The sequence below is a fragment of the Aliiroseovarius pelagivivens genome, assembly GCF_900302485.1.
GTDB lineage: Bacteria > Pseudomonadota > Alphaproteobacteria > Rhodobacterales > Rhodobacteraceae > Aliiroseovarius > Aliiroseovarius pelagivivens.
Genome location: NZ_OMOI01000002.1, coordinates 331,200 through 357,740 on the forward strand (window position 1 = coordinate 331,200; position 26,541 = coordinate 357,740).

At 54.7% G+C, this 26,541-nt stretch carries 25 protein-coding genes; 11 read left to right on the plus strand and 14 right to left on the minus strand.

What is annotated here, in order from left to right; genetic code table 11:
- Positions 1 to 85: 85 nt before the first annotated feature.
- From nadC to nadA, 3 genes are read right to left on the minus strand one after another with little or no spacing between them, the layout of a single operon-like run.
- Positions 86 to 934, minus strand: a complete 849-nt coding sequence (nadC, locus tag ALP8811_RS13790; RefSeq protein WP_108857842.1) for a carboxylating nicotinate-nucleotide diphosphorylase — start codon at positions 932 to 934, stop codon at positions 86 to 88.
- Positions 931 to 2,499 (minus strand): L-aspartate oxidase, encoded by a 1,569-nt coding sequence (locus tag ALP8811_RS13795; protein ID WP_108857843.1) that lies wholly within the window; start codon positions 2,497 to 2,499, stop codon positions 931 to 933. The genes nadC and ALP8811_RS13795 overlap by 4 nt, the downstream gene beginning before the upstream one ends.
- A 6-nt stretch (positions 2,500 to 2,505) precedes the next feature.
- Positions 2,506 to 3,555, minus strand: coding sequence for a quinolinate synthase NadA (gene nadA / locus ALP8811_RS13800; protein WP_108857844.1), 1,050 nt, complete (start codon positions 3,553 to 3,555; stop codon positions 2,506 to 2,508).
- Positions 3,556 to 3,990: 435 nt separating this feature from the next.
- Between nadA and ALP8811_RS13805 the strand changes: the two genes are divergently transcribed.
- The 4 genes from ALP8811_RS13805 to ALP8811_RS13820 all read left to right on the plus strand — a co-directional run bounded on the left by ALP8811_RS13805 (position 3,991) and on the right by ALP8811_RS13820 (position 6,817).
- Complete coding sequence (locus ALP8811_RS13805; protein ID WP_108857845.1) at positions 3,991 to 5,082, plus strand: tyrosine-type recombinase/integrase; 1,092 nt, start codon at positions 3,991 to 3,993, stop codon at positions 5,080 to 5,082.
- Complete coding sequence (locus tag ALP8811_RS13810) at positions 5,075 to 5,803, plus strand: hypothetical protein (RefSeq protein ID WP_108857846.1); 729 nt, start codon at positions 5,075 to 5,077, stop codon at positions 5,801 to 5,803. The genes ALP8811_RS13805 and ALP8811_RS13810 overlap by 8 nt, the downstream gene beginning before the upstream one ends.
- A 55-nt stretch (positions 5,804 to 5,858) precedes the next feature.
- Complete coding sequence (locus tag ALP8811_RS13815; protein ID WP_108857847.1) at positions 5,859 to 6,092, plus strand: helix-turn-helix transcriptional regulator; 234 nt, start codon at positions 5,859 to 5,861, stop codon at positions 6,090 to 6,092.
- A 119-nt stretch (positions 6,093 to 6,211) separates the two neighbouring features.
- Entirely contained in the window at positions 6,212 to 6,817 is a 606-nt protein-coding gene (locus tag ALP8811_RS13820) for a helix-turn-helix domain-containing protein (protein ID WP_146184031.1), read from the plus strand.
- Positions 6,818 to 7,410: 593 nt separating this feature from the next.
- On the opposite strand, the gene ALP8811_RS13825 is transcribed toward ALP8811_RS13820, so the two are convergent.
- Positions 7,411 to 8,226 (minus strand): 3-methyl-2-oxobutanoate hydroxymethyltransferase, encoded by an 816-nt coding sequence (locus tag ALP8811_RS13825; protein WP_108857849.1) that lies wholly within the window; start codon positions 8,224 to 8,226, stop codon positions 7,411 to 7,413.
- A 52-nt stretch (positions 8,227 to 8,278) separates the two neighbouring features.
- Positions 8,279 to 9,538: an aromatic ring-hydroxylating oxygenase subunit alpha gene (locus ALP8811_RS13830; protein ID WP_108857850.1), complete on the minus strand. Its 1,260-nt coding sequence runs from the start codon at positions 9,536 to 9,538 to the stop codon at positions 8,279 to 8,281.
- 16 nt (positions 9,539 to 9,554) lie between these two features.
- Here ALP8811_RS13830 and ALP8811_RS16520 point away from each other — a divergent pair, with 16 nt between their 5' ends.
- Positions 9,555 to 10,466 (plus strand): LysR family transcriptional regulator, encoded by a 912-nt coding sequence (locus tag ALP8811_RS16520; protein WP_108857851.1) that lies wholly within the window; start codon positions 9,555 to 9,557, stop codon positions 10,464 to 10,466.
- 1,065 nt (positions 10,467 to 11,531) lie between these two features.
- Here ALP8811_RS16520 and ALP8811_RS13845 read toward each other — a convergent pair.
- The 9 genes from ALP8811_RS13845 to ALP8811_RS13885 form a co-directional block, all read right to left on the minus strand.
- Positions 11,532 to 12,278, minus strand: a complete 747-nt coding sequence (locus tag ALP8811_RS13845) for a metallophosphoesterase (RefSeq protein ID WP_108857853.1) — start codon at positions 12,276 to 12,278, stop codon at positions 11,532 to 11,534.
- Between the two features lie 52 nt (positions 12,279 to 12,330).
- Entirely contained in the window at positions 12,331 to 12,957 is a 627-nt protein-coding gene (locus tag ALP8811_RS13850; RefSeq protein ID WP_108857854.1) for a 3-oxoacid CoA-transferase subunit B, read from the minus strand.
- 3 nt (positions 12,958 to 12,960) lie between these two features.
- Complete coding sequence (locus ALP8811_RS13855; protein ID WP_108857855.1) at positions 12,961 to 13,674, minus strand: CoA transferase subunit A; 714 nt, start codon at positions 13,672 to 13,674, stop codon at positions 12,961 to 12,963.
- 133 nt (positions 13,675 to 13,807) lie between these two features.
- On the minus strand, positions 13,808 to 15,034 hold the full coding sequence (locus tag ALP8811_RS13860; protein ID WP_108857856.1) for a Tm-1-like ATP-binding domain-containing protein: 1,227 nt from the start codon (positions 15,032 to 15,034) through the stop codon (positions 13,808 to 13,810).
- 20 nt (positions 15,035 to 15,054) lie between these two features.
- Positions 15,055 to 16,542: an aldehyde dehydrogenase gene (locus tag ALP8811_RS13865; protein ID WP_108857857.1), complete on the minus strand. Its 1,488-nt coding sequence runs from the start codon at positions 16,540 to 16,542 to the stop codon at positions 15,055 to 15,057.
- Positions 16,543 to 16,565: 23 nt separating this feature from the next.
- Positions 16,566 to 17,360 carry an SDR family NAD(P)-dependent oxidoreductase gene (locus ALP8811_RS13870; RefSeq protein ID WP_108857858.1) on the minus strand — a complete coding sequence of 265 codons (795 nt, stop codon included), beginning with the start codon at positions 17,358 to 17,360 and terminating at the stop codon, positions 16,566 to 16,568.
- A gap of 24 nt (positions 17,361 to 17,384) precedes the next feature.
- Positions 17,385 to 18,908, minus strand: coding sequence for a tripartite tricarboxylate transporter permease (locus ALP8811_RS13875; protein WP_108857859.1), 1,524 nt, complete (start codon positions 18,906 to 18,908; stop codon positions 17,385 to 17,387).
- Positions 18,909 to 18,918: 10 nt separating this feature from the next.
- Positions 18,919 to 19,398, minus strand: coding sequence for a tripartite tricarboxylate transporter TctB family protein (locus ALP8811_RS13880; protein ID WP_245924665.1), 480 nt, complete (start codon positions 19,396 to 19,398; stop codon positions 18,919 to 18,921).
- Between the two features lie 138 nt (positions 19,399 to 19,536).
- Positions 19,537 to 20,481 carry a tripartite tricarboxylate transporter substrate binding protein gene (locus ALP8811_RS13885; RefSeq protein WP_108857861.1) on the minus strand — a complete coding sequence of 315 codons (945 nt, stop codon included), beginning with the start codon at positions 20,479 to 20,481 and terminating at the stop codon, positions 19,537 to 19,539.
- Between the two features lie 133 nt (positions 20,482 to 20,614).
- Between ALP8811_RS13885 and ALP8811_RS13890 the strand changes: the two genes are divergently transcribed.
- The 6 genes from ALP8811_RS13890 (at position 20,615) to ALP8811_RS13915 (ending at position 26,535) form a co-directional block, all read left to right on the plus strand.
- A complete protein-coding gene (locus ALP8811_RS13890) occupies positions 20,615 to 21,433 on the plus strand; it encodes an IclR family transcriptional regulator (protein WP_108857862.1) in 819 nt (272 codons plus the stop codon).
- A gap of 1 nt (position 21,434) precedes the next feature.
- Positions 21,435 to 22,724, plus strand: coding sequence for an aspartate aminotransferase family protein (locus ALP8811_RS13895; RefSeq protein ID WP_219928734.1), 1,290 nt, complete (start codon positions 21,435 to 21,437; stop codon positions 22,722 to 22,724).
- Positions 22,721 to 23,659, plus strand: coding sequence for a phosphotransferase enzyme family protein (locus ALP8811_RS13900; protein ID WP_245924666.1), 939 nt, complete (start codon positions 22,721 to 22,723; stop codon positions 23,657 to 23,659). Before ALP8811_RS13895 ends, ALP8811_RS13900 begins: the two co-directional genes overlap by 4 nt.
- A gap of 62 nt (positions 23,660 to 23,721) precedes the next feature.
- A complete protein-coding gene (locus tag ALP8811_RS13905) occupies positions 23,722 to 24,672 on the plus strand; it encodes an MBL fold metallo-hydrolase (RefSeq protein WP_108857864.1) in 951 nt (316 codons plus the stop codon).
- A gap of 26 nt (positions 24,673 to 24,698) precedes the next feature.
- On the plus strand, positions 24,699 to 26,318 hold the full coding sequence (locus ALP8811_RS13910; RefSeq protein ID WP_108857865.1) for an FAD-dependent oxidoreductase: 1,620 nt from the start codon (positions 24,699 to 24,701) through the stop codon (positions 26,316 to 26,318).
- Between the two features lie 13 nt (positions 26,319 to 26,331).
- The gene (locus ALP8811_RS13915) at positions 26,332 to 26,535 is read left to right on the plus strand and encodes a DUF2783 domain-containing protein (RefSeq protein WP_108857866.1); all 204 of its coding nucleotides are present in this window, start codon (positions 26,332 to 26,334) and stop codon (positions 26,533 to 26,535) included.
- Positions 26,536 to 26,541 lie beyond the last annotated feature (6 nt).

The window sequence follows — 26,541 nt, forward strand, 5'->3', positions numbered from 1 at the left end:
GGCTAAAAACGACTCCTTCTATCGCCAAAGCGACAAAATTTGCAATGTTATAATAGGCAGTGTTTTAGGGTCAGGATCGAACGGTTTAAAAATCCAAGCCGAGATCCACTGTGCGCGCCGAATGGGTCAGTGCGCCGGACGAGATATAGTCCACGCCCGTCGCAGCGATCGAGGCGATCCGCTCCAGTTTCACATTACCGCTGGCTTCGGTTTTCAACCGGCCATCAACCATCGCGACGGCCTCGCGCAACATGTCATTGTCCATGTTGTCCAGAAGCACGACAGAGGCACCGCCGACCTCCAATACCTCGGTCAATTGGTCCAGCCGATCGACTTCGATTTCAACCGCCATCATGTGGCTGGCGTGAGCTTTGGTGGCCTCCAGCACCTGACGCACACCACCGGCAGCGGCGATGTGATTGTCCTTAATCAGGATCGCATCTGAAAGCGAGTAACGGTGGTTGAACCCGCCGCCATGCAAGACGGCCAGCTTCTCGACCAGACGCAGGCCCGGCGTGGTTTTGCGGGTGCAGGTGACACGAGCGTTTGTACCCTTTGCTTCGGCCACGAAACCGGCGGTCTTGGTGGCGATGCCGGTCAGGCGACCCGCGAAGTTCAGGGCCACGCGTTCACCCGACAGGATCGACGCGGCCGACCCTTTGATGGTCATCAGCGTGTCACCTTTCTGACAGGTGTTGCCATCCGCGACATGGGTGACAACCTGAAGCGTTGGGTCCACCAAACGAAATGCAATTTCTGCGACCTGCATGCCCGACACAACCGCATCTTCGCGCGCGTTGATCCGCGCGTCATAAGTGGTGTCTGCCGGGATCACGGCACGAGTGGTCACGTCGCCATAGCTGCCAAGATCCTCCATCAACGCGTTGCGGATCATCGGTTCCAGAACAAGATCGGGGACAGAGGAAAAACTCATGACAGCTCCTTACAAGCTTGTGCGCGGATAATAAGCGCGTCTGATAGATACATCTCGGACCGTTTCCCCGGTCCTGCGGTGGGTTCAGGGAAGTCGGACCTGTCATGCGCGCCGCGGCTTTCTTCACGGACCAATGCACCGGCGGCGATCAACGTCGCTGTAGCGCACATGTTTAGGAATGATGGGCTGTTGCCATTCGCCTGCTCAAGAGCCGCGATGGTTTGAAGTGCCTTGGCCAGACCCTTGCGATCCCGGACGACGCCCACAAGTAGGGTCATGGTTTCACGCAGCACCTTTACGGCCTCGGGTGCAGGGGGGGTGCCGCCTTCGTCGAACGTCAGTTCGAGGAGCGGAGCGTCTTGGTATGACGGCAGAGTTTCCGAAATGCCCTCCGCGCAGATGCGGGCATAGACCAAAGCTTCAAGCAATCCATTCGACGCCAGACGATTGGCCCCATGCAGCCCGGTCGAGGATGCCTCGCCGCAGACCCACAACCCCTCGATACTGGCACGCCCTTTGGTGTCAGTCGCGATGCCGCCCATGTGGTAATGGGCGGCGGGGGCAACCGGGATCGGCTCGTTCGCCGGATCAATGTCGTTGCGGGCACAATACTCAGCGACGGATGGGAACAGCGTCTTGATTGCCTCGCCCAGCACTTCGCGTGTGTCGAGCATCGGGCGGTTGCCCGCCTTCACCTCGGCATAGATCGCGCGGGCAACAACATCACGCGGGGCCAGTTCGGCGTCCGGGTGGATGGCTTGCATGAAGCGGTCGCCGTGTTTGTTGATCAGGATTGCGCCTTCGCCCCGCAAGGCTTCGGTCGCCAGCGGCGCGGGGTCCTCGCCCACATCCATGGCGGTGGGGTGGAACTGGACGAATTCAGCGTCGGAAATCAATGCACCGGCGCGCGCGGCCATACCGATGACCTGCCCACGAATGCGTGGCGGATTGGTGGTCAGAGCATAAAGCCCACCTGAGCCGCCGCCAGCCAACAGGATGGCTGGGCTACGCAGCATTACAGGGGCCGAGCGCCCTTCTCCTGCGTCTTGAATGGCCACTCCGGTCACGCGTCCTGCACTGACCTCGAGATCCAGCGCCATTGTGCCTTCCAGCACTTGGATCGACGGCGTTTCGCGCACGTGATCGATCAGCGCCGCCATGATCTGAGCGCCCGCCTGATCCCCCTTTACCCGGACTACGCGGGCAAAACTATGCGCCGCTTCGCGCGACAACACATAGTCCCCGTCTTCGGTCCGATCGAAAGGCGTGCCCATCGTTGTCAGATCAAGAATGTAGTCACGCGCTTCGCGCGTCACTAGGTCAGCGACCTTCGGGTCAACCGTACCCGCACCCGCATTCACGGTGTCGTTGGCATGGTTTTCGGGGCTGTCATCTGCGTCCATCGCAGCCGCAACGCCACCCTGCGCCCAAGCCGAGCTTGCGCCTTCGCCCAAGGTTTCGGGCGAAATCATCACCACCGGGTGCGGTGCCAGTTTCAACGCGGCATAAAGGGCGCCCAGACCGGCACCCACGATAACTACGCGATCAGTGGTGATGGATTTCATGTCAGATCAGAGACCCAGTTTCTTCGACAGGTCGATCATCGCCTGAACTGAATGGCGGGCTTTCTCTGCCACCTTGGCGTCAACTTCGACCTGACCCTCCATCGTGTGCAGCACATAGAGGATCTTTTCCAACGTGATCTTCTTCATGTAGGGGCACATGTTGCAAGGGCCGACGAAGTCGACTTCGGGCAGGCTGTCCGAGATGTTGGATGCCATCGAACACTCAGTGATCAGCATCGCCTTTTTCGGCTTTTCGTCTGTCACGTATTTGATGATGCCACTGGTCGAGCCCGAGAAATCGGCCTCGGCGACCACGTCAGGCGGGCATTCCGGGTGGGCGATCAGGCGCGTTCCGGGATTCCATTCGCGGAAATCACGCAAGTCTTTCGCCGTGTATTGTTCGTGCACGATGCACGACCCGGGCCAGTACACAACGTTCTTATCTGCCTCGTTCGCCACATTCTGCGCCAGATACTGATCGGGCGTCATGATAACCGTGTCGCTCTCCATCGCATTTACGATCTGAACCGCATTAGATGATGTGCAGCAGATGTCAGAAGCCGCTTTCACTTCGGCGGTCGTGTTTACATAGGACACGACCGGGGCACCGGGGTATTTGGCGCGCATCTCTTCGATGCCATCAGCTGTGATGCTTTCGGCCAGCGAACAACCCGCTGCCATATCAGGCATTAGCACGGTTTTCTCGGGGCTTAGGATCTTCGATGTCTCAGCCATGAAATGCACGCCGGCTTGAACGATCACGTCCGCTTCGACATCGCTGGCCTTCATCGCCAGTTGCAGGCTGTCGCCCACGAAATCGGACACGCCGTGGAAGATTTCGGGTGTCATGTAGTTGTGGCCCAGAATGACCGCGTTACGCTCTTTCTTCAGCGCATTGATCGCCTTGATGTAGGGCGCGTAGATCGCGAAGTCCGGAGGCGTCACCACGCGATCCATCCGTGAATAGATGTCTTGCATCGAATCTGCACATTCCGGTGAAGGCGCGAGGTCATAGGCGTTTGAAAGAACGGATCGGATTTCTGTTAGATCGAGCAACTGTAGAGCCTTTGCGTATTTCGTTTACGCCTAATACACCGATAAGTAATTAAGGCAAAGCAACTGCAGATTGGTCAATTTCTTCGGGTCAGGTCGACTTTCTTGGTTCTAGGCGCGAATACATCAATTGCGGACTTAGGATGGCCGCGCAGCGAACAGCCGCTCTATCGCCCCTTTAGACGGTCATGGGTCCACTCTTTCTATTTCCTATGTTGGGTGCTCTTGACGCCCCGAAGCGCATGAAATATGTCCTGTTTTCACTGGGCGAGCGTTGTGTAGTGGTAAGACCTTAGCCTTCCAAGCTCGTGATATATTATTCCCTGACATTCCTGTAGTTGCCAAGTCATTCACTTTATGGAAGAATTTATTGTAGGGACATTCCCTCAGTTTCCCTGATTTTCAGTTCAATACCTACAAAATTCCGACAAAAAAATCATGCCGAAACTCACAGAAACTTTTGCCCGCAAGCTGCCCCAGTCCAAAACGGGGACCGAAAAGCACTGGGACAGTGAGGTGCGAGGGCTCTGCCTCTTCGTCGGGAAACGCTCGAAAACCTGGTACTTTCAGAAGGACGTTGGCGGTCAAACGAAACGGGTGATGATCGGTCGGTTCCCGGTGATTTCTGCACAAGCTGCGCGGCAGACCGCGATGGAGCTTGCGCTGGAAATGGGGCGCGGGGCTGGGAAAGTAGCGCAGATCGGAGCGCCCACGCTGGAGACCGCATTAGAAGGGTACCTGGGACGCCCCAAACTGAGATCAGATGCCCACAAGCGCTCTCTGCGCAAGCAGTTCGAACTTCACCTGAAAGAGTGGCTCAAGCTGCCACTGGATGAGATCTCGAAGAAGATGGTGGTGGAGAAGCACCAATCTATGGCAGCGACACCATCGGCAGCCAATCACATGCTCAAGTATTTCCGAACGATCTGGAACCACGCCAGACGGGTCTATGATCTGCCCGAGGCGCCTACTATGGCGATCGAGTGGTTTGATGAGCAGCCAAAGGGACAGGTCATTGAGGATCTCAAGGCCTGGCGCGACGACGTCGATGGCCTCTCAAATCCCATTCATCAGGTCTTCTATGAACTCTTGCTGTTTACGGGTTTGCGCAAGAGCGAGGCGCTGACGCTGGAATGGAAAAACATTCATGAGGATCACATCCATCTCCCCATGACCAAAAACGGCCGAAGCTTTGATCTTCCCATCTTGCAGTTGCATCATGAGATCCTGGCTCCTGTTCGCGGCTTGAGCGAGCAATGGGTATTTCCATCTCCGAAGTCGGAGTTGGGTCATATCACAAACCCAGCGAGACTCGCATGGGGTCCGCACGCGCACCGTCGCACCTTTGCGACTGTCGCCATGGAGGCTGGCGTGCTCGAGGAAGTGGTTGGGCGCTTGCTGAACCACACGCCGCTGTCGATCACGGGGCAGAGATATGTGAAGCCTTCGTTGGCGGCCTTGCGACCGGCGATGAAGGTGGCCTGCGAAGAGCTATTTAGAAGACAAAACGGAGCATTCCCCGATGAATGATAAAATGGGCGTTAAACCGTTCCAAGACCACGATCCAGACAGCGAAGAGTATCGCGACCTTCGCGGTCGCCTTATCCCAGTCGTGGAAGAGCATATCGGTCCAGTAAAAGGGTATTCCTCCAGACAACTTGCCGCATCCATAATTGCAAACTTTGACAACGTGATGGTTCATTTCTGGAGAAGGGATGATGTGAGCAAGACCTTGGACAAGCTAAGAAGATCCCTGTCGGAAGCTATTGGGGCGTATAACAATCTGCCGTTGCTTGTGACGGACCAAATGGAATGGGATACAGGACAAGTTGATAGTTTGAACAAGGAAAGATTTCTGCAGAAGACCACACACGATGTGTTGTTCCAACACATGTTGCCCGAACGTGGTGCGACGAAGGCTTATGCAGCATTAAAGTCTTTGGCCGAGCATTCTGACGAGTTGATTTCCGCGATTGAGATAACAAAGCGAGAGCTTCCCGAGGGCATTCCCACTCGCAACAGACAGACGTTCAATGAATGGGCTTTGATTGATGCCAGTGTTCGAGCCGCGAAATTCAACAAGAGCATCAATATCCCAGACGATTTGGATAACTATGGCGATTTGACTCGGTTCCTACGTGACGTCTTTGATGTTTTCGGGATCAAGAAGACGAGTTTTAGGAAGGCTTACGATAGCTGGCGCAAGTACGTGGACGGCAAAATGGAAAACTACGATTTGATGGACATTTAGTTCTAGAAGAAAGCTCATCATTCTCAAGGTCATTGAATATGCCAAGGAGAATGAAATGGAACCGAAGTACCTCACCGCTGCAGAGGCAGCCAGCTACACAGGTCTCAGCGAAAGCTACCTCGCAAAACTCCGGATGGGAACTGGCCCACAGATTGGACCGGTATATTGTCGCATTGGCCTCAGAGCCATCCGGTATCGTCGAAAAGATCTTGATGATTGGATGGATTCTAAGACTTGTGGGGATGTGGTCGCCAATCGTGAAAATGCATTGATTGGCGGTACTATATGACCAATAGAGGTGCCCCGATGTCAAAGAGAACGCCTCTGGACCTGAAGCAAAAATGGTTTGTAGCCCAACATTGGGCTCAGATGGATCCACCACTCACACGTGCTAGCTACGCAGTGTTGATGAGACTTCTGGATCGCCAGAATACTAAATCCGGGCGTTGTGATCCGTCTGCCATCGGGCTTGCAGAAGAAACTGGATTTACCGAGCGGAGCGTTCGCTCTGCTTTCAAGGAGCTGGAAGAACGTGGCGCAGTGAAGCGTTATCGCGCCGCCAAGCGTTCACGCAATCAGTTTCTGATTCACTCTGTGGAAGAGCTTGGTCAGATTGCAAGATTGTCAGAACTGAAGTCACGCTCAGGGCGCTCTTCATCCATGAACTCCACTTCCGCTCAACCTGCAGCGCTCTTCCGCTCAGCCCTGAAGCGCAGTTCACCCGAAACTATAAAAGAAACAATAAAGAAAAAGAGGAGTTCTGAGAGAGAGACAGTGCCGAACTCAAGGTCGCTCAGTGAAAAGCATGGTGCATCCAAAACTGAAATGGATTTGGGGGAGTTTGAGAAGCGGGTGGTAAAGGTGTTCGAGCGGGAGGGGTATGGCTACGAAGGATTATTGTCGCTTCCCGCAACTGAGATTGAGGTAATCTATGGCGAGATGACAAAGGGTGTGTTGTCTTTCTCGAATGCGGTAGGCCGTTTGCTCAAGAAGTACAGATCGGAAGTCTCATAGTTTCGCGACGCTGAACGAGTTACAGCCTTGGGCCGATGGGGGGGTAGGTCAAATACCTGAGATGTTTCAGCCTGCAGACCCGTCCCCCTAGCACGCGCAGATTTTATTTCCCTCAGATGGCGAAATTTCAGTCGATATATGCAGGATCAGAGGCACAAGCTAAAATCAGGTACTCACCTCTTCGACCCGGAACTAGGTTCAAAAAACATATTATTATCAATGCGATAAGAGCGATATTTCTTTATGTTTCCTCGAAACAGCAAGACTCGCCTTCTCAAGCGGTTATGAAGATCATTTTTCCCTTTCGCCAGTTTCGGCCCATTGCGAACCTTAGTGCTTGATGCAGCTATCGGCAGGAATGAGCCCAACCCGTGAGTTTGAGTTTATTGCTGCGGGCTCCTGCAGCGTAGACATTGCTTCATTTGCTTGCCTCGGAGTGCTGCGCGGCGACGGGAATACCTGACATTCGTTGGTGATGCAGTGAAGACTTCGAGGGCATGGATTAGGTATAGTGAAGCGCGGGAAATCCCGGAGCTCAGTTTTGTCGCTCTTCGATTTCGCGCGTTGCCCGATTTAGGATCGAGATCATGGGATCAGGAAATATCTTTGAGAAAGGCGAACAACTCGTCATCCGACACTTTCGCCGCGTGCTCCGGTCCGGGAAACGCGCCGTTCTCCACATCTGAGCGGAAGGCGGAGAGCGCGCGGACGCGTTCTGTCTGGACGGCGTCCAGAAGCGGACGAAGGTCTCCGTAGGCCTTTGCATGGCGGGGCAGTTTCTCGGTTTCGCCGCAAATGTCGCAGGTGAAAAGGAAGATCACGTCGCCTGCGGATCCCGCCCCAATCGAGAACGTGACAAGATTGGTCCGTTTCGCAATTTCTTCCATCGTGCGCCCGGCGATCAACTCGACCTCGACGCCGAATGCGCCTGCGTCTTCCAGCCGTCGGAACCGTTCCAGAACCTCACGGGCACTCTGTGCCGTTTTGCCAACCGCTTTGAGGCCCCCGTATTTCGTTGAATGGCGTGGCAGGTTGCCAATGTGACTCATCACCGAAAAGCCCTCATGGGCCAGCATCTCGACTGTTCTCAGACCGCGGCTGGTATAAAGCGCATCGCTCCCACGTTCCATCACAGACAGTGCGGCGCTCATGATCTCGTCCTGCGTCGCGAATTGCGTGGGCGGCAACGCCGTGATGATCAACGAATGGGGGGCGCCTGCGCGCACGGCATCGTAGTCGTCGTAGTCGCAGGAAATGGTATCAATCCCGGCCAAGGCACAGGCTTCGGCTTCATCCCGGCTTACAGCAGTGGCCATCGTGTGTTTTCGGATGCCGCGATTGTCCTGCAGATCCTTGACGGTCAGCATGCGTTGGGTTGGCTGTGCGCCATAGGTGTACATAGGTTTCATGTCTTGTGTCCGTGGATGAGCAACCGCGAGGAATGTGCGACGACGTGGTCAATCAGCTGCGAGGATCGAGCGATTTGTCGGCCCAGGCTCTGTAGAGGTCATGGAAATGGCGCATCGCGTGCTCGGAGACGCCGTGATCATCGGGGTCTGTGACATACCAGCCATGGCGGAATGCCCGCTGCGACATTCCCTGTTGCACGCCTTCGCAAAGGTCCTTGTCTTCGACGGCCACAACATTGTTTGTCCATTCAGAGCGCAAGCGATCCCGCACGGACGCGCCCGGATCGGTTGGCACACGCGGCGCAAGGGTCACCGTGTAGCGTGACGTCTTCCCCGGTTCCAGCGGATCGAAGCGCGAGACATAGAAGTTCTGTACGCCCGGAAACCGGCCAAAGGTGATATTGGGGAACATCCACCAAAACTCGCCGACCAGAACGTCATGCTCTAAATCGAGCGGAAAGGCCCGGTTTTCAGCTTTCCGCTTTGTTGGCGCGTTCTGGTAGGTGAAATTCCTGAACATGGTGAACTTGCTGTCAGGGATCGCCATCATTTCGTTGAACTCGGGATGCGCCATCTGGCAGTGATAGCACTCCAGAAAATTGTCCAGCATCACCTTCCAGTTGGCGTTGCAGAGATAGGTGTGGCCAAACTCATCGCTGCCGGCGCTGATCACATAATCCGGCAGATCGGGGCAGGCCCCCAGCATTTGTTGCTCAAGCCCAGGCGCGAATTCCGCAAGGCTTTCGGCATCGAGATCGGCATTGATGAAGACAAAGCCCACGATCTGATCCACGCGCACGGGTAGAAGATTTTTTCGATCCCGGCTGGCCTCGGATGCCCGGTTCACGCCCCTTGCGCCGCGCAACTTCCCCTCAAGCGTGAAGGTCCAGGCGTGGTAGGGACACGTGACGCGGGACTTGCTGCCTTGTCCCTCAACAAGCCGGTGTCCGCGGTGCGGGCATACATTGTGAAAGCCCTTCAAATCCCCCTCTGACGTGCGCACAAGGAAGAAGTCCTGCCCATGCAAGGTAAAGGCAAAGTAATCGCCGGGGTTGGCGACCTCGCTCTCATGACATACGAACTGCCAGGAGTTGTAGAAAAGGTCGCGGATCTCAGTATCCATGACGCTTTGGTCGACATAGTAGCGCGCGGCGAGAGTGTCTTCCCGGCCTGCAGGATCCGGTGCGATTTCGCTTCCTCGAATGGCGTTGACCACAGACATGAAGGGCTCCTCTTGACCAATGTGGTAGATGGCTACCAGGCACAATGCGGGATTGGGGCAAAGAAAGACACTGGTCTTGAGTTGATGCATTCTATAGCTTTTTGTTATGGAATCATCGAAACGACCAACCACTGGTTCGCTGAACTCACTCCTCGTTCTTGAAGTTGCGGTCCGCCATGCAAGCCTGTCGCGCGCCGCTGAAGAACTGGGTTTAAGCCAACCCGCGGTTTCGCGGCATATCGCGACACTCGAAGGTCGGCTCGGGCAAGCGCTGTTTCGGCGAAACAACAACCAGATTACCCCAACGCAAAGCGCCGTGCGGATGGCGGAGGCAATCAGGCTCGGCTACGGACATGTGGATCAGGTCTGGAAAGAAGTCGCTGCCCATTCCGAACGCGCAGAGGTAATCCTTGCATGCACATATGGTTTTGCCGACCAATGGTTGATGCCCAAGTTTACGGACCTGAGAGATTCTCTGGATGGGGCACGGGTTCGCGTTGTCACGACGGACCAGCTTGGAGACATCGATCTCAGCCGCGTGGATGCCGCCGTGGTCTGGGACACCGCGCGCTTTCCGAACAGACCCTTCATCCCCTTGATCAAGTCGGAGATTTTCCCGATTTGCAGCCCGAGCTTTCTGCAGGCCTATCCCGAGGTCGAAGCTGACATTCGAAGCCTGCCGCCAGAACTCTTCCTGCATTTCGATGTCGGAGGTTCAGGCTTCATGACCTGGCCAAAGTGGTTCGCGCTCGCCAAGCTGAAACCACCGCAGTTTGCCTCCTCGGCGGAATTCGATGCTTACCCGTTTCTTCTGCAGTCAGTCCAGCGAGGGGACGGCATCGCCCTGGGGTGGCACGGACTTGTAGATGAAGCTCTGTCCAGAGGTGAGATCCTACGTCTCGGCCCGAGCGTATCGGATCGCGACGTGTCCTACTTCCTTCAACACCGCCCCTTCCAGGGCGAAAGTCGCGCGCTTAAGCAAACGGTCACTTGGTTCCAGAACGCAGCATCCATGTAGCACCGTGTCCAATTCATCCTGGCACGCTGTCGGTGCTGGCATTTCCTGGAATGTCAACGGGGCAGAGCTTATCATCGGCGGAGTAAACCATGTACCGCGCCCTACGTCGCTGCAATGCAGGTCGCAAACCGTTCTTGGTTTGGTCCAGCCAACTGCCGATTGGCGACGCGCCAACCGAGATGATCAACCGCTGCAACGATTAGCTGAGTACTTTCGAGACTACAAAGTCTTCCATGTGGGCGGAACCTAGGCTCCTCAACCCACCGCCAAGCGCTGAGACTGCAGCGCAGATGTTTCAGAACACCAATGTCGTGCCCATCGTTTTGGGGCTGCACTTTGTTAAAGAGTCGTCACCCGACGCGATCGGACTGGCAGTAGTATCCAGGTTGGAGCAGATTTGAGTTTTGGTCTCATTCGTCTGGCAAACTTGCAGCGAAGGTGCGGTCTCGGCTTGCGCGAATATGATACTTGCCAATGACCGGTCTGGCGGCGGGAACAGCGGCGCAGACTTGTCTCTCCCGCAAATGCAAAAATATGCTGCGTCAGCAATAGCCGCATGTGCACAAGTCCGCTTCGTCCCGCATAGCCGCCCCTGTTGCCGAACGCAGCGAAGGTCTGCTGTCCGCACAAATTTTCGAATGAGAAGAAGGTTTGGGTCCTTCCTGCCCCTCCCCCGAATGGGGGTAATTCGCACCCCGTGGCATCGGGATTTGAAGCGCCTCGCAGGTGTTGAGATTTGGGTTGTTGTTGTTATCTCCCCGCCCATCAACAACTGGGGAGGGGGAGGGTTAGAAATTTTTGCCGCCTTCCCGAGGACCGGAGGTGGAGCCTTTTTGTGCGCCGAATGGGAATTGAACAGAAAAAGCCACATCAGACAGGGACAATCCGCCTTAGTCGACCTCCAGCAACTTATGATGGTACTGCGGGGCGGCCCGTCGAACCCGTCACTAGCTGCAAGTGACTGTCCGTCGTCAGAGTTTTTGGAACCAAAGGCTGGCTAAACTAAGAGAGAGTTCGGCTCATCTGGTTGGTTTGAAGCGCGATTCTGAGGTTTCCGATCAGATTTCAAACGAGGGTTGCCGATGGATTTAGCTCCGTACGACCTCGATCATCTAGGATCCAAGACTTACCATTTTCCAAGACAACAGCAGATAGCTTGCGCCCATTCCCGGCACCGGTATCGACGTTAATGCGATTGCCATAGTGCGCGACATCTCCGTCAACAGGTGTATGCCCGTGAACAACAATCCATGGATGAGCCCGCTTGTCGTTCAGAAAGTCACCTCTGATCCAGATCAAGTCATCTACCGTTTGCTCCTCCAAGAGAATGCCTGGGCGAATGCCGGCATGAACAAACAGATAGTCCCCCTGCTGATGATACGGCCTAAGTGCCCTGAGAAACTCTACATGTTGATAGGGTACGCGTTGCTGGGCTGCGGCATGAATCTGATAGAGTCGATCGTTCTCGGCGACGCCCACGCCGTAGGAGCTCATCGTCTCAATCCCACCGATCCGTTTGTCAAACCAGTGATATCCAACCAAGAATTGCTCATCATGCCGCGGATACTCTTCCATGAACATAGAGAACATTCGGTCATGGTTTCCTAATAGGCAAATCCAGTTCCGACCGCGGTTAAGGCCTTCGAGGAGTAACGTAACTACCCCCTTGCTGTGCGCGCCGCGATCAACATAGTCACCCAAGAAGACAATACGCGCTTGTGGACCACCGTCTTTCTCAATCAGATCAAGCGTATGTTCAAGCATACCCAACTGACCATGCACGTCTCCGATCGCGTAGATTGGTTCGCTCAACTGATTGCTTCCTTATCGATCAATATGTTCAACTAGACCTCGTGAGCGGTAGCTAAAATATGGTCGCTTCGGTCGCGGCGCGCAGTTCGTCCTCGGTCACGCCATCGGCAGTCTCGACGATTTTCAATCCACCTTCGACCACATCCAGCACACCCAGATTGGTGATGATGCGGTCCACAACCGATTTGCCGGTCAGGGGCAGAGTGCATGCTTTCAGAACTTTCGAGTCGCCATGCTTGTTGGTGTGATCCATCACAACCACCACGCGGCCAACTCCGGCCACAAGGTCCATCGCGCCGCCCATGCCTTTGACCAGCTTGCCGGGGATCATCCAGTTGGCAAGGTCTCCGTTTTCGGCCACTTCCATCGCGCCAAGGATCGCCATGGCAATTTTGCCGCCACGGATCATGCCGAAGCTCATCGAGCTATCGAAATAGGCCGTTTGGGGCAGTTCGGTGATGGTCTGCTTACCTGCGTTGATCAGGTCGGCGTCGATCTCGTCCTCGGTCGGGAAGGGGCCCATGCCCAGCATGCCGTTTTCCGACTGAAGCGTTACGTTAACGCCTTCGGGAATGTAGTTGGACACCAGCGTCGGGATACCGATGCCGAGGTTCACATACCAACCGTCTTGCAGTTCTTGTGCCGCGCGAGCGGCCATTTGATTGCGGTCCCAAGCCATGTCTTAAGCCTCCCGGATGGTGCGTTGTTCGATGCGCTTCTCGTGCTCGCCTTGAATGATGCGATGCACGTAGATGCCCGGCAGATGGATCGAGTCAGGATCCAGCGAGCCGGTCGGCACGATTTCTTCGACTTCGACTACGCAGGTTTTGCCACACATGGCAGCCGGCGGGTTGAAGTTGCGGGCGGTCTTGCGGAAAACAAGGTTGCCGGTCTCGTCGGCTTTCCAAGCTTTCACGATGGACAGATCGGCAAAGATGCCTTCTTCCATGATATAGGTTTCCATCTCGCCGTTCGGGCCGGTTGGGAAATCCTTTTCGTCCTTGCCCTCGGCAATCACGGTGCCCACGCCGGTCTTGGTATAGAAGCCGGGGATGCCGTGACCGGCAGCGCGCATACGCTCGGCCAGCGTGCCCTGCGGGTTGAACTCCAGCTCCAGCTCGCCCGACAGATACTGGCGCATGAACTCGGCGTTTTCGCCCACATAGGACGATATCATTTTGCGCACCTGCTTGGTCTGCAACAGGATGCCAATGCCGAAATCATCAACGCCGGCGTTGTTCGAGGCGAAGGTCAGATCCTTCACACCGCTGTCCTTGATGGCTTCCAGCAGAAGCTCGGGGATGCCGCACAGGCCAAAGCCGCCGGCGGCAATCAGCATGTCGTCCGACAAAAGCCCGTCCAGAGCGGTCTTTGCGTTTGGGTATATTTTTTTCATCTATTACCTTTCTGAGGTCCGTAAGGCACTTAAACAATCCTGTAAATTCTGCGGGTGAGCAGAGTCTTGCAGGATGGCCGTAGACCACAACAAACTAAGGCTGACTGACAACCTCAAGTTCGAGATGATCTAATCAAACCACTTGATCCGAGATCCATGTATCGAGGATTTCAAGGGTTTTATCTGAGAACTCTGCATCGTTGATGTGGCAACCCAACTCAACCAAAGTCACATTTTCCGGACAATGCTCACGCAGTTCTTCAATGAATGCCGACAGGCCCTCTGCATCTTCAAGCAGGCCGCCTGCTCGATCCCATTCGTTTCCACCTTCCAACGGCAAAATCAAGATTGTCGGCCCAGTCGCTTTGGCAAGTTTTTCACACATCGTACGAGCCATCTCTTGGCGTTGATCACTAGACATACTGACAGCTGTGATCAGGCGGTTGTGGTCATGCAGGTCTTGATCGGCAAGTGCTTGGGGAACAGGGTGCCAACCGACCAGATCGACCAAATCATAGCATCCAATTGATACAATTTGAGGAACACCAGCTTTACCTGCATTGGTCATCCGATCTTCACCAGCGCTGATGGCTGATCCCAGCATGTGGTTGCCAACCTCCTGAGGTGCAAAATCCAAGACGGCAGCAAACTCGCCCTTGGACGCCAGGCTTTCAAAAGCGCGCCCTCCCATTCCGGTTGCGTGAAAAACTGCCAACTCAAACCCTCGTGCCTCAAGGGCTGGTTTCAGATGCACCATATACCGCAGAACAGTTTTGCCGAATGAAGTCATCCCAATCAAAGGGCGATCTCGCTTCATTGGTCGCGCAGCGCGGGCTGCCCCAAGAACAGCACCTGCCGCCTGTCGGAGCGACGCCTCACAAACGGAATTAAGACCGTAGAGGCCGCCAGCCCAAAGGATCATCTGAATGTCTGCGGGCAGACGCTCAGGGGGGATCATTGGAGAGAACGAGACCGTAGAAACGATGTATTTTGGGACGCCAATCGGTAACGCACAGCACAGATCGAGTGCTAAATCGGTCCCCATTGATCCACCCAAAACCAACACGCCATCAAACAAGCCTTCGTTGTGCAATCGCGCAGCCAGAAGCGCTGAGCCCTTGGCCATGATCTGCATGGCAACGTTCTCGTCACCACTATCAATGGCTTCTTGTATCGAGTGCCCACCTTCTTCAGCCACCTGATGCTTTGAAAAATCTGTTGGCGTACTAGGATCTCCAAGCACAGAAATGTCCATCGTTTTGACCAACCCACCCTGTTCGCGGATAACGTCAGCGATGAAATTCAGTTCATCATCTTTGGTGTCATAGGTCCCTACGACCAGAATAGTATGATCAGTCATGTTGGGTCTCTTTTCCGGAATTAAAGTTTGATCCAGGCTGTTTTCAGTTCGAGATATTTGTCGAGCGCGTGCAGCGACTTGTCATGCCCATTACCCGATTGCTTGACGCCACCAAGCGGCACTGTGGTGTCGGCACCTCCATAGGTGTTCACGTGAACGACCCCTGCTTGAATGGCACGGATCATGCGATGCGCCCGCGAAAGGTTCGACGTCCACACGGCCGAGGAAAGCCCGAAATCTGTTCCGTTTGCGATTTCGACGGCCTCTTCTTCTGTATCGAAAGGAATGACCGCCAGAACTGGTCCAAAGACTTCGTCAGTGGCCAACCGGTCGCGTGGATGAACCCCAGTGATAACGGTAGGTGCCATAAAGTAACCGCCGGTCTCTTCCAGAATGCGAGTCCCTCCGGTGCGGATCCCCCGTCCCAGATCCCTGGCTTCTTCAACAAACCCCAAATTTTGCTGTAGTTGGCTCATCGAATTGACCGCGCCTGCGGTGGACTTGATGTTCAATGGATCGCCAGGGTTGAGCGTTTCGACAAACGCCGCGAGTTTCTCAACAAACTCATCATGGATACATCGCTCCACCAGAAGGCGCGAACCAGCGATACAGACCTGTCCCGAATTGCGGAAAATGCCATTGGCCGAAACCTTGACTGCTTCGTCCAAATCCGGAACGTCAGCAAACACGATATTCGGTGATTTGCCACCTAGTTCCAAATAGCAGCGCTTAAGGTTAGAGCGCGCAGAGTACTCAAGCAGCTTGCGGCCAATAAATCCCGAACCCGTAAACACCATTACATCCACATCCATCGAAAGACCGATGGCTTCACCAACGACGGATCCTTTGCCGGTGACGACATTGAAAACACCCGGCGGCATGCCAGCTTCCAGCGCGAGCTCTGCCAATCGCACCAACGTCAACGATGCAGTTTCAGCGGGTTTCAGAACCACAGTATTGCCCGCTGCCAGCGCTGGTGCGAATTTCCACGATCCGATCATAAGCGGAAAATTCCACGGGACGATCGCACCGACAACACCAACTGGTTCACGATGGACCAGTGCAAGTACAGATGGATCCGTCGAGGCCACTTCTCCGTAGATCTTGTCAATTGCTTCAGCGTAGTAGCGAATGGTGTTTGCTGCGGACATCGGCTCGGCTTTGATGGCCATATTGATCTCGGTGCCATTATTGCGCACACCAAGAACAGCAATCTCCAGCGCTTGCTCTTCGATCAAAGCAGCCCATTTCATCAGGATTTTCTTACGTGCCGACGGCGCCAAATCCGACCACCGGCCATCGTCAAAAGCCCGCCGTGCGGCGGCGATACCAGCGTTTGCGTCTTCAACAGTTCCTCGCGCCATCGTCGTCAGGACCTCGCCATTCAACGGAGAGATCACATTCAGAACATCCCCATCAGAGGAGTCGCGTTTTTCACCATCAATGATGTGCTGGAACGGAGAAACCGGCGCATTTCGAAGCTCGTCAATCCGAATCTGGTCAAGCATTTTCGTACCTTTCTGAAGGCGTGTTATTCGTCTGCGAATGCGATCGTGGGCACATCAACGATGGTAGCCCCACCATCGATGGTCAGCACGGCACCCGTGATCAATGCGGCCTCTTGCGAGCATAGGAATGCAGCGGCATTGGCGATGTCTTCAGGCATGGCGGGTTTACCCAGTGGAACGTCCCGCGTCACCAAAGCATAGGCCTCTTCGACCGAGGACAAGCCCTTTCGTTCGACCAGCTCCGCCATCTCGCTATCAGCCATTTCCGTGCGCACCCACCCCGGGCAGATGGTGTTGCATCGTACGCCTTTACCGCCATAGTCGCGTGTGATGGATTTGGCCAAGCCGATTAGCGCGTGCTTCATCGTCACATAGCCACACGCTTCCGGCCCCGCTGCCAAACCAGCGATCGAGGACATCATCAAGACATTGCCTTGCTGCGCGATCAGATCCGGCATGGCCGCACGAGCAGTGACCATTGCCGTATTCAGGTTGGCCTGAACAGATTTGTCCCAATCGTCGTTGGTGTTATCCGTCAGCGTACCAAATCCGAATCCACCAGCGTTGCAAACCAACACATCCAGCGGACCAAAGTGGCTGTTTATATGCTGGATCGCAGCATTCACCTGCTCGGTATCGGCAGCATCGGCCTGCACAACCAAACCGTTGATCGGTTCAGCAACCGCCTGAAGCGGTTCCGCGCGACGGCCCATAACGGCGACATTCGCACCTTCATCGCTAAGCCTGCGCGCAATCGCGGAGCCAATGCCCGTCCCTGCCCCGGTGACCAAAACGGTTTTTCCGTTAAATCTTGTCATCTCTTGCGTCCTTTCGATTTTTGGTCAGCTTTGTTGGCTGTCATGAATGTCGTGGTCATGTGAAGTTTCCGGCTCGGAATAGCGGCGTTCGCGGACGACGCCCCAGATATGGAAACCGATCAGCAACACGATTGCGATGGCCAGACCCGCCGCAATCGGACGGTCTACGAAGTCTAGGGGATCTCGAACCCGCGCCATGGCGGAACGAAGTTTAACTTCCATGATCCCACCCAGAACCATTCCGAGGATGATCGGCACAATCGGAAGGTTCTGACGTTTCAAGATAAGCCCCATCACTCCAAATGCCGCTGCGATGGCGCAATCGGTAGCCGAATTCCGAAGTGAGTAGATGCCGACAAAGGACAACGTCAGAATTACCATCCCAAGAAAACGGGTCGGGATCTGGATGATCTTCATCAGAATGTTTGAAGAGAAACAAACAAAGATCACGACGATTACATTTAGCAAGATCATTGCAATGTAGAGCGCATAGATGAAATCCATGGAGTCTCGGAACAGCGCCGGTCCTGGCACAACATTGTGCACGTAGAACACCGTCAGCATCATCGCTGTTAGAGCCTCGCCAGGAATGCCAAGCGCCAGCAAAGGGATCATCGCTGCGGCTGGTACAGCATTGTTTGCGCTTTCCGCTGCGACCAACCCCTCTTCGCTGCCCTTGCCAAACTCTTCTGGCGTTTTCGAGCTTTTCTGGGCGTAAGTGTAGCTTAGGAATTGTGCTGTGAACTCACCGACACCGGGGATCATCCCCATGATTACGCCAAATCCGGAACCAACGGACGCAACGCGTTTGTGGCGGAAAACCCGAAACATTGAACGAAACATATTCCCTTCAAGCAGCTGTCCTTTTGGTGCGTGGTCGGGTTGTGTCAAGAGCATGAAGGCTTGGCTCAAGGCGAAGAGTCCAAGCACCACAACGATCAGATCAAAACCCGAGTTCATGAAGTCCAACCCGAACGTGAAGCGTTGCGTGTACTTCACTGGCTCAAGTCCTACGGTGCCAAGAAAGATGCCGAAAGCAGCCAAGGACCCGGCGGCAAATGTTTGTCCGCGGTGCGCAATCACAACGAGGACAATCCCCAACAATGCGGCCAAAAATATCTCGCGCGAGCCAAAGTGTGGAGCGATTTTTGCAAGAAGGGGCGTAAGAAGGATCAGCGCGAGGATCGACAGAATACCACTGAAGAATGAAGCTCCATATGCAAGGCCAAGGGCGCGCAATGCATGCCCGCGCTTCGTCATCGGATGGCCGTCATAGGTAGTGAGTGCGTTGACAGCTGTACCGGGCGTATTGATCAAAATCGCAGGCAGCGAACCGCCATACATCGAAGATCCGTAGATTCCCAATAGCATCGTCAAACCTACAATGGGTTCGAATGAAAATGTTGCTGGCAACAAAATGGCAATGGCGACAGCAGGCCCAACTCCGGGAATGGCGCCGATGATGACACCCCCGATCGATCCAATCAGCAAAGCGACTACCACTTGCGGTGCGAAGAGAATGTCCAGTCCGGACAGAAAAGCTTCCATCATTTAGCCCCTAGAAATAGATCATTATGAAGTTGCGCGCGGCACCCGCAGGCAAGAGGTCATAGACGGCACCCGCTGGGATCTTGACCTGCAGGACGCCTTTGAAAACAACAACAACACCAAGTGCCACGCCCATTGCTGACGCGATCCACGTCCAGCCTCGGTACCCCAAGCGCCGCGTTAGAAGCTGGGTGAACACTATTGTCATGGGCAGATAGCCGAGTAGTGGGACCAACAGGACGTAGCCCATGAACCAACAAACAAACTCGAGTGATTTGACCCACATCATGATCTCTTGCATGCGACCTGCGATCCGCTCGGAAACCAAAGACCCCACAAGATGCATGAGAGAGAACACAACCATCAAAGAAACGGCCACTGACGGCCAGAACGCCGGCTGCGCAAACAGTTTGGTGCGTGGCACCCAAGTTGTCTGGAATGGAAGATTAACCGCCAGAAAAAACGCAAAGGCTACTGAAAGGGATGCCATTACGAGGTCCCCAGGTCGACGATAGCGTTTGAATAGATCTTGCAGCGTCTTAACGTGCGACATTGTAAATCACCCCGAGAAACCGTGTGAGTAGGGCGAGCCGGCTCACTAGCCGACTCACTGAGTGGTAGAGGGAGATTACTCGCCTAGAATCGAGTTGATTCTGTCCAACGTGGCACTGTCCGTTTCAATCCGTGCAGCAGCGCTTGCAGCGTCTTCCCAGTAGATTAGTGCGCCGGTTTCGGCTGAGATCTCTTTGACACGGTCGGAGCTCATTACTTTCTCGGCGACCATTGCGATCTTCGCACGCACGTCTTCAGGCGTGTCTTTGTGCACAAAAAGCCCGTTCCAGAGACTAACATTCAGATCCGGCGCCATTTCCCCAACAGTGGGTACATCGGGAGTAAGCTGAATACGTTCATCACCGATCGTGGCAAGCACGTTCACGTTGTCGATACACGGAAGCACCGATTGCAGGTTGGTGTTGATTACGTCCGCGTCACCAGACGCCAAAGTGTTGCAATCAAGCGAGTCGAATGCTGTGTCGGCAGAGTATTCCATGCCCTTGGCGTTCGCGAGAGCGAGCGACACTTGGGTCGGGACCAGGTATGAGCCGAAATGCCCAAGTACTACTGGGTTTTCCTGCGCGTGCTCAACGAGACTATCCATATCTGAATAGGGCTGGCTCTTTGATGAAGCCAGTACGAAGGGATAGGTCAGGAAAATTCCGATGGGCTCGAACGGGTTCGGGTCCAGCGCCGGAATGCCGACATGCGGGCCGACGACGGGGATGTCGATTACAAACGATCCAACTGTATAGCCGTCGGCCGGCGCACCGGCAACTTCAGCCGCGCCCGGGAAAGGGCCGCCGCCGCCGCCAGGTTTATTCACGACGGCCGCAGGCGTTCCATATGCCGCCTGAAACTCATCCGCGATCAAGCGAGTAACGATGTCTTCCAAATCTCCGGGAGGGAATGGAACCACAAAGCTTACTGGTTTCTCAGGATATTCAGCCCATGCAGCAAGCGGTGCAAGGCAAGTGGCGAGCGCGAGCGCTGTCGCTTTCTTAGTTTGTCGTTTCATCGGTTTTCTCCTCCTAATCCCGAATTTGTCTTGTGTGTCATTATTTGACACGCTATAGTCAGAATTGCAACTAATTTGTTTTACATTACTGATGAAGCGATCAGGAATACAAAACACGGAGTGGAACAAAGCCATGGGAACGATCACTAAGGCATTGACATTGCTAACCCATTTTTCATCCAGCCGCGGCGAGATCGGACTTGCGAACTTCGTGCGGCTTAGCGGTGGCGATAAGGCCACCGTTCGACGGCATCTGGTTGAACTGGAAAAGAATGGGTTCTTAGAGCAACACCCCGAGACTCGCGGTTATCGCCTAGGGCCAGCAGTTTTGAGACTGGCTTCTGTGCGCGAGAAGCATCTACCGATTCGCAGCGCAATCAGGCCTGTTGTTGACAGGATGGCAGAACAACTAGGCGAGCTCGTTCACGCTTCGCTCTTGCAAGGGGATGTTATGTCGCCCACCTACCACGCCGACCCGTTGCGGCATGGGTTGCGTGTAATTTTCGACGAAGCAGAGTTGCTGCCACTGCACGCAACCGCTTCGGGTCTTGCGATCCTGGCGTTTGGGCCAGAAGGGATCATCGACACGGCGTTTTCTAGCGCGATGACTTCATTCGCGCCAAACACCGTAATCGCACGTTCCGACATGTTGCATCTCATCGAGCAATTCCAAGCCTGCGGATACAGTTTCTCGGATCAGTATTTCACCAGAGAAATTGTCTCATTTGGCATGCCTTTCTTTGGGCCAGACGGAGAGGCGATCGGCACAGTGGCCGTTCCTGTTCCGCAGTCCCGCCTGACTGACGAATTGAAAGACAACATCCTGTCGTCGCTCAGAGCAGGATGCATCGACATCACCCAGTCTTGCGGCGGGCGTGTCCCAGACGATCTGGCGGCGATTTGGGAAACCCTTCCCATCACTAATCCCCAGACTTCACATGAAGAGGTGTAACTTGACCAGAACCACACAACAATTGCTTGCAGATCGGAACAGGCTTCTGGGGCCAAACGTCTCTACGTTCTATGACGACCCAATTCACGTCGTAAAAGGTGAAGGCGTCTGGCTTTGGGACGCCGATGGGCGCAAGTATTTGGATTGCTATAACAATGTACCTCATGTCGGACATTGTAATGAGCGCGTCGTCGAAGCGATCTGTCGTCAGGCTTCCACCCTCAACACCCACACCAGATATCTACACGAAGGCATCCTCGACTACGTCGAACGCTTGACCTCCACATTGGATGGCGCGCTCGACACTGCGGTAATGACCTGTACAGGCTCGGAAGCCAACGACATCGCTTTGCGCATGGCCGAAGGTATGACCGGAAAGCGCGGAATTATTGCAACCGATGCGACCTATCACGGAAACACATCGCTGGTCAGCCAATTGAGCCAATCCAACGTGCCGACCGTTGGCTTTGGGCTAAGGCAATACTTCCGCTTTGTGGAAGCGCCCGACAGCTACCGCAACCCGGATCCAGACGGCACAAAATTCGCCGCATCCGTATCCGAGCAGATTGCAGCACACGAAGAAAGTGGCACCGGTTTCGCAGCCCTCGTGATCTGCCCCTATTTCTTGAACGAAGGCTTTCCCGATCATCCGGATGGATGGTTGAAACCCGTCGCAGAGGTTGTCCGCAAAGCCGGAGGGTTGCTGATTTGCGACGAAGTCCAATCCGGGTTTGGTCGCACAGGCACCCACATGTGGGCGCACCAAAAGATGGGGATCGTGCCCGACATCATGACACTGGGCAAACCGATGGGTAATGGTCATCCAGTTGGCGCCGTTGTGACGAACACCGACATCCTGGCGACTTTCCGCAAAGGGTATCGCTATTTCAATACGTTTGGCGGCAATCCTGTTTCCTGTGCGGCGGCGATGGCTGTCCTCGAAGAGCTTCAGGAAAAAAATCTTGTGGATAACGCCAAAACAGTTGGTGCTTACGCGCGATCGCGGCTCGACCAACTTGCCAGCAAGTATAGTGTAATCGGCAACACGCGCGGATCAGGCCTAGTTTTTGGCGCAGAAATGGTCCTGAACCATGACGACAAATCCCCAGCAAGTGAATTCACTGATCGCGTCATCAATGCGATGCGCCATCGCGGCATCATCCTCTCAAAACTTGGACGCCACAAAAACACATTGAAAATTCGGCCGCCAATGCCGTTCTCAATCGAAAACGCCGACCTTCTGTTCGATACTCTCGATGACGTCCTGGCGAAAACGCCGGTAACACCATGACACAGACGGTTGAGAAGGCCCTTGATCTCTGGGGTATGAACGGTGCGAAATGGCGTCTGATCGCAGCACGCGAGAACCGCGTTTTTCGTGCAGATCACGGCGGCAAGTCTTTCGCCTTTCGCCTGCATCGCGCGGGTTACCGCACAAACGCAGAACTGGTTTCCGAACTGGAATGGATGGGCGCTGTCGCCGACGGCGGTTTGCATGTACCGGCACCGATCCGTTCAACGTCCGGAGATTATCTACATGTCGTAGATGATGTTCAGATCGACGTACTAACGTGGTTATCCGGTGCACCTATTGGCAAGACAGGCGAGCCGCTTCAAACGGCGGATCGTGATGATCTGTTCTTCCGATTGGGTCGTGAAATGGCCCGCTTGCACAAGCTGTCCGACGATTGGACTCCTCCTAACAACTTCACGCGTTGTCATTGGGACCGCAAAGGATTGGTTGGCGATTCACCACTCTGGGGCCGGTTTTGGGAGAACCCTACGCTCACTAGCGAAGACCGTGAGCTCTTTATGCGCATACGTGACCACGCGAATGCGCAGTTGGAAGAAGCAGAGGCTTCTCTCGATTTCGGCCTGATCCATGCTGATCTGGTGCGTGAAAACGTGATGGCCGACGGCGACAAGCTGCAGTTCATCGATTTCGATGATGCCGGGTTTGGCTTCCGAATTTTTGATCTCGCAACGACGTTGATCAAGAACATGCGCGAGCCGGATTATCCCCAACTTCGCGATGCGCTCATCAAAGGCTACCGCAGCCACCGCCCGATCGACACTGACATGCTTGATCTTTTTATCCTGCTTCGCGCGCTGACTTATGTCGGATGGATCACCACGCGCATGGATGAAGATGGGTCGGCGATACGCAATCAGCGGTTTGTCACAACAGCTCGCGAACTGGCCAATGAGACCCTGATCTCAAATTAAGAAAACCGTGTGCAGGTTCGGGCTCTTCCTGGGAACTGTTCACAGCTGAAAGAGGAAACAACATGGCTACGAAATTTGCGTCCCAAGGGGACATGACGGAAAAAAAGATTACATTCGATGAGATTGGCGATGGCCTTTATGCTTTCACGGCAGAGGGGGATCCCAATTCCGGTGTGATCATCGGTGACGAGAGTGTGATGATTGTCGAAGCCCAGGCGACACCTCGATTGGCAAACAAAGTTATCGATTGCGTCCGGTCCGTTACAGACAAGCCAATCAGCCATGTGGTTTTAACACACTATCACGCGGTCCGCGTTCTGGGCGCGAGTGCCTTTGGCGCCGAACAGGTTATCATGTCGGATATCGCACGATCGATGGTCGTTGAGCGCGGTCAAGAAGACTGGGACAGTGAATTCCAACGCTTTCCGCGGCTGTTCGAAGGGCATGAATCAATTCCTGGCCTGACGTGGCCAACCACGACCTTCTCGGATTCCATGTCCGTTTATCTGGGCAACCGCCGCGTAGACATCAAACAGATCGGCCGCGCGCATACCGCTGGCGACACCGTGATTCACGTGCCTGACCAAAACGTCATGTTCACAGGTGATATCGTTGAAGACCACTCCGCTTGTTACTGCGGCGACGGCCACTTCAACGATTGGGGTCAGACGCTCGACAATATCCTCGCCTATGATGTGGATGCGATTGCACCTGGGCGTGGCGGCGCTTTGGTCGGCAAAGACGCAGTAAACCGTGCCATCGAGAGCACTCGAGACTTTGTCGATAGCACCTATCAACCTGTAGCAAAGGTTGCCGCTCGTGGCGGGTCCCTGAAAGAGGCTTGGCACGCTGTGCGTGAAAGCTGTGACCCTAAGTTCGCAGACTACGCCATCTATGAACACTGCCTGCCCTTCAATGTGGCGCGTGCATATGACGAAGCCCGTGGCATCGACACCCCTCGAATCTGGACTGCACAACGCGATCTGGACATGTGGGCTGCCCTGCAGGGTTGATCTGAAATTCGAGAGGAGATTACGAAATGTTCGATGATAGATACACTCTGGCCTACAAGCTCTATCCATACGAAAAATCCGCAGATCAGGACCTAGACACAGCTGTCCGGCATCCGGTTGTCGTCATGGGTGGCGGACCCATCGGAGTTGCCGCGGCTTTGGACCTTGGAATGCAAGGTATCCCCGTTCTGGTTCTGGACGATCATGAAGGAATTGGCATGGGGTCCCGTGCGATCTGTTTTGCCAAACGCTGTTTGGAGATTGCCGATCGATATGGTTGTGGCGAGCCGATGCTCGACAAAGGCGTTGTCTGGAATTTGGGCAAGGTATTCCATCGCGATGATAAAGTGTTCGATTTTAACCTGTTGCCAGAATCTGGGCACAAGTACCCTGCCTTTATCAACTTGCAGCAGCCCTATTACGAGCAGTTCCAGATCGAACGTCTGCGTGAATTGCAGACCCAAGGTGCACCAATTGAGATCCGTGGAAAGAACCGCGTTGATGCCGTCGACGTTAAAGATGACCATGTCGTTCTGGACGTGATGACACCGGACGGGCCGTACAAGATTGAAGCCGATTGGCTGATTGGCTGTGACGGTGCATCTTCGCCGCTGCGCGAAATGATGGATCTGGATTTCACAGGAAAAGTCTTCCAAGACAGCTTCCTTATTGCTGACATCAAGATGAAGGGTGAGATTGAGTTTCCGACCGAACGGTGGTTCTGGTTTGAACCCTCTCACGGATCGGGCGCATCGACGCTGCTGCATAAACAACCTGATGATGTCTGGCGCGTAGACTTCCAGATCGGTTGGGACGTGGATCGCAAAGAAGAAATGAAGGAAGAGAATATACGCCGTCGTCTAGACGCGTTCCTTGGTGATGACGTGGACTACGACATGGTCTGGTCATCGATTTACACCTTCCAGTGTAAACGCATGGACAGCTTCCGTCACGGTCGGGTCCTGTTCGCCGGAGACGCCGCCCACCAAGTGTCGCCCTTTGGCGCGCGTGGGGCCAACTCAGGCATGCAGGACGTCGACAATTTGGGCTGGAAACTCGGCCTGGTGATCAACGGGAAGGCCCCAGAAGCTCTTTTGGACACCTATTCCGAAGAACGAGTGCATGGAGCTGATGAAAACATCCTCAACTCCACCCGATCAACTGATTTCATCACGCCGAAATCGGAAGTCAGCAAGATATTTCGCGATGCCGTGCTTACCCTATCCGGCGAGGCAGCATTTGCGCGCCCGCTGGTAAATTCGGGTCGCCTATCTGTGCCTTGCACCTATGATGATCTGTCTTTGAACGGTCCCGACAGCGATAAGCTTCCCAGTCGATTGCGTGTTGGCGCACCCATGGCAGACGCCCCGGCAGATGGAAAGTGGCTGCTGGAACGTCTTGGAGGTGAATTCCAACTACTGACTATCGATGCGGACGCCCCAGAAAGCATGGACGTGGACGGTATCGGTGTCACTCGCGTTGCACTCAGCGCCTCGGGTAATCCGGAATTGGCAGAACGCTATCTAGGGGCAGCTACCTCAGCCGTTTACCTGATGCGCCCTGATCAGCACGTTGCAGCCCGCTGGGAAACCTTTGATGAAACTGCCGTACGCGCCGCGATCAACGTCGCTACAGCTCGTGTGTGAAAGGACATATCTAATGACTGCTCTCAATACAGATCCAAACATAAAAAGTCCTGACGACTTCTATGCTTCCCTTTTGGCCGCTCACGAGGAGCTTTCCAAAGAAGAAAGCGACGCGCTGAACGCTCGGCTGATCTTGATCCTTTGTAATCACATCGGTGACACGCAAGCTCTTGATGCAGCGCTACAGCTGGCCGCTGGATCCAACACCCAAGTTTAGGGTGCA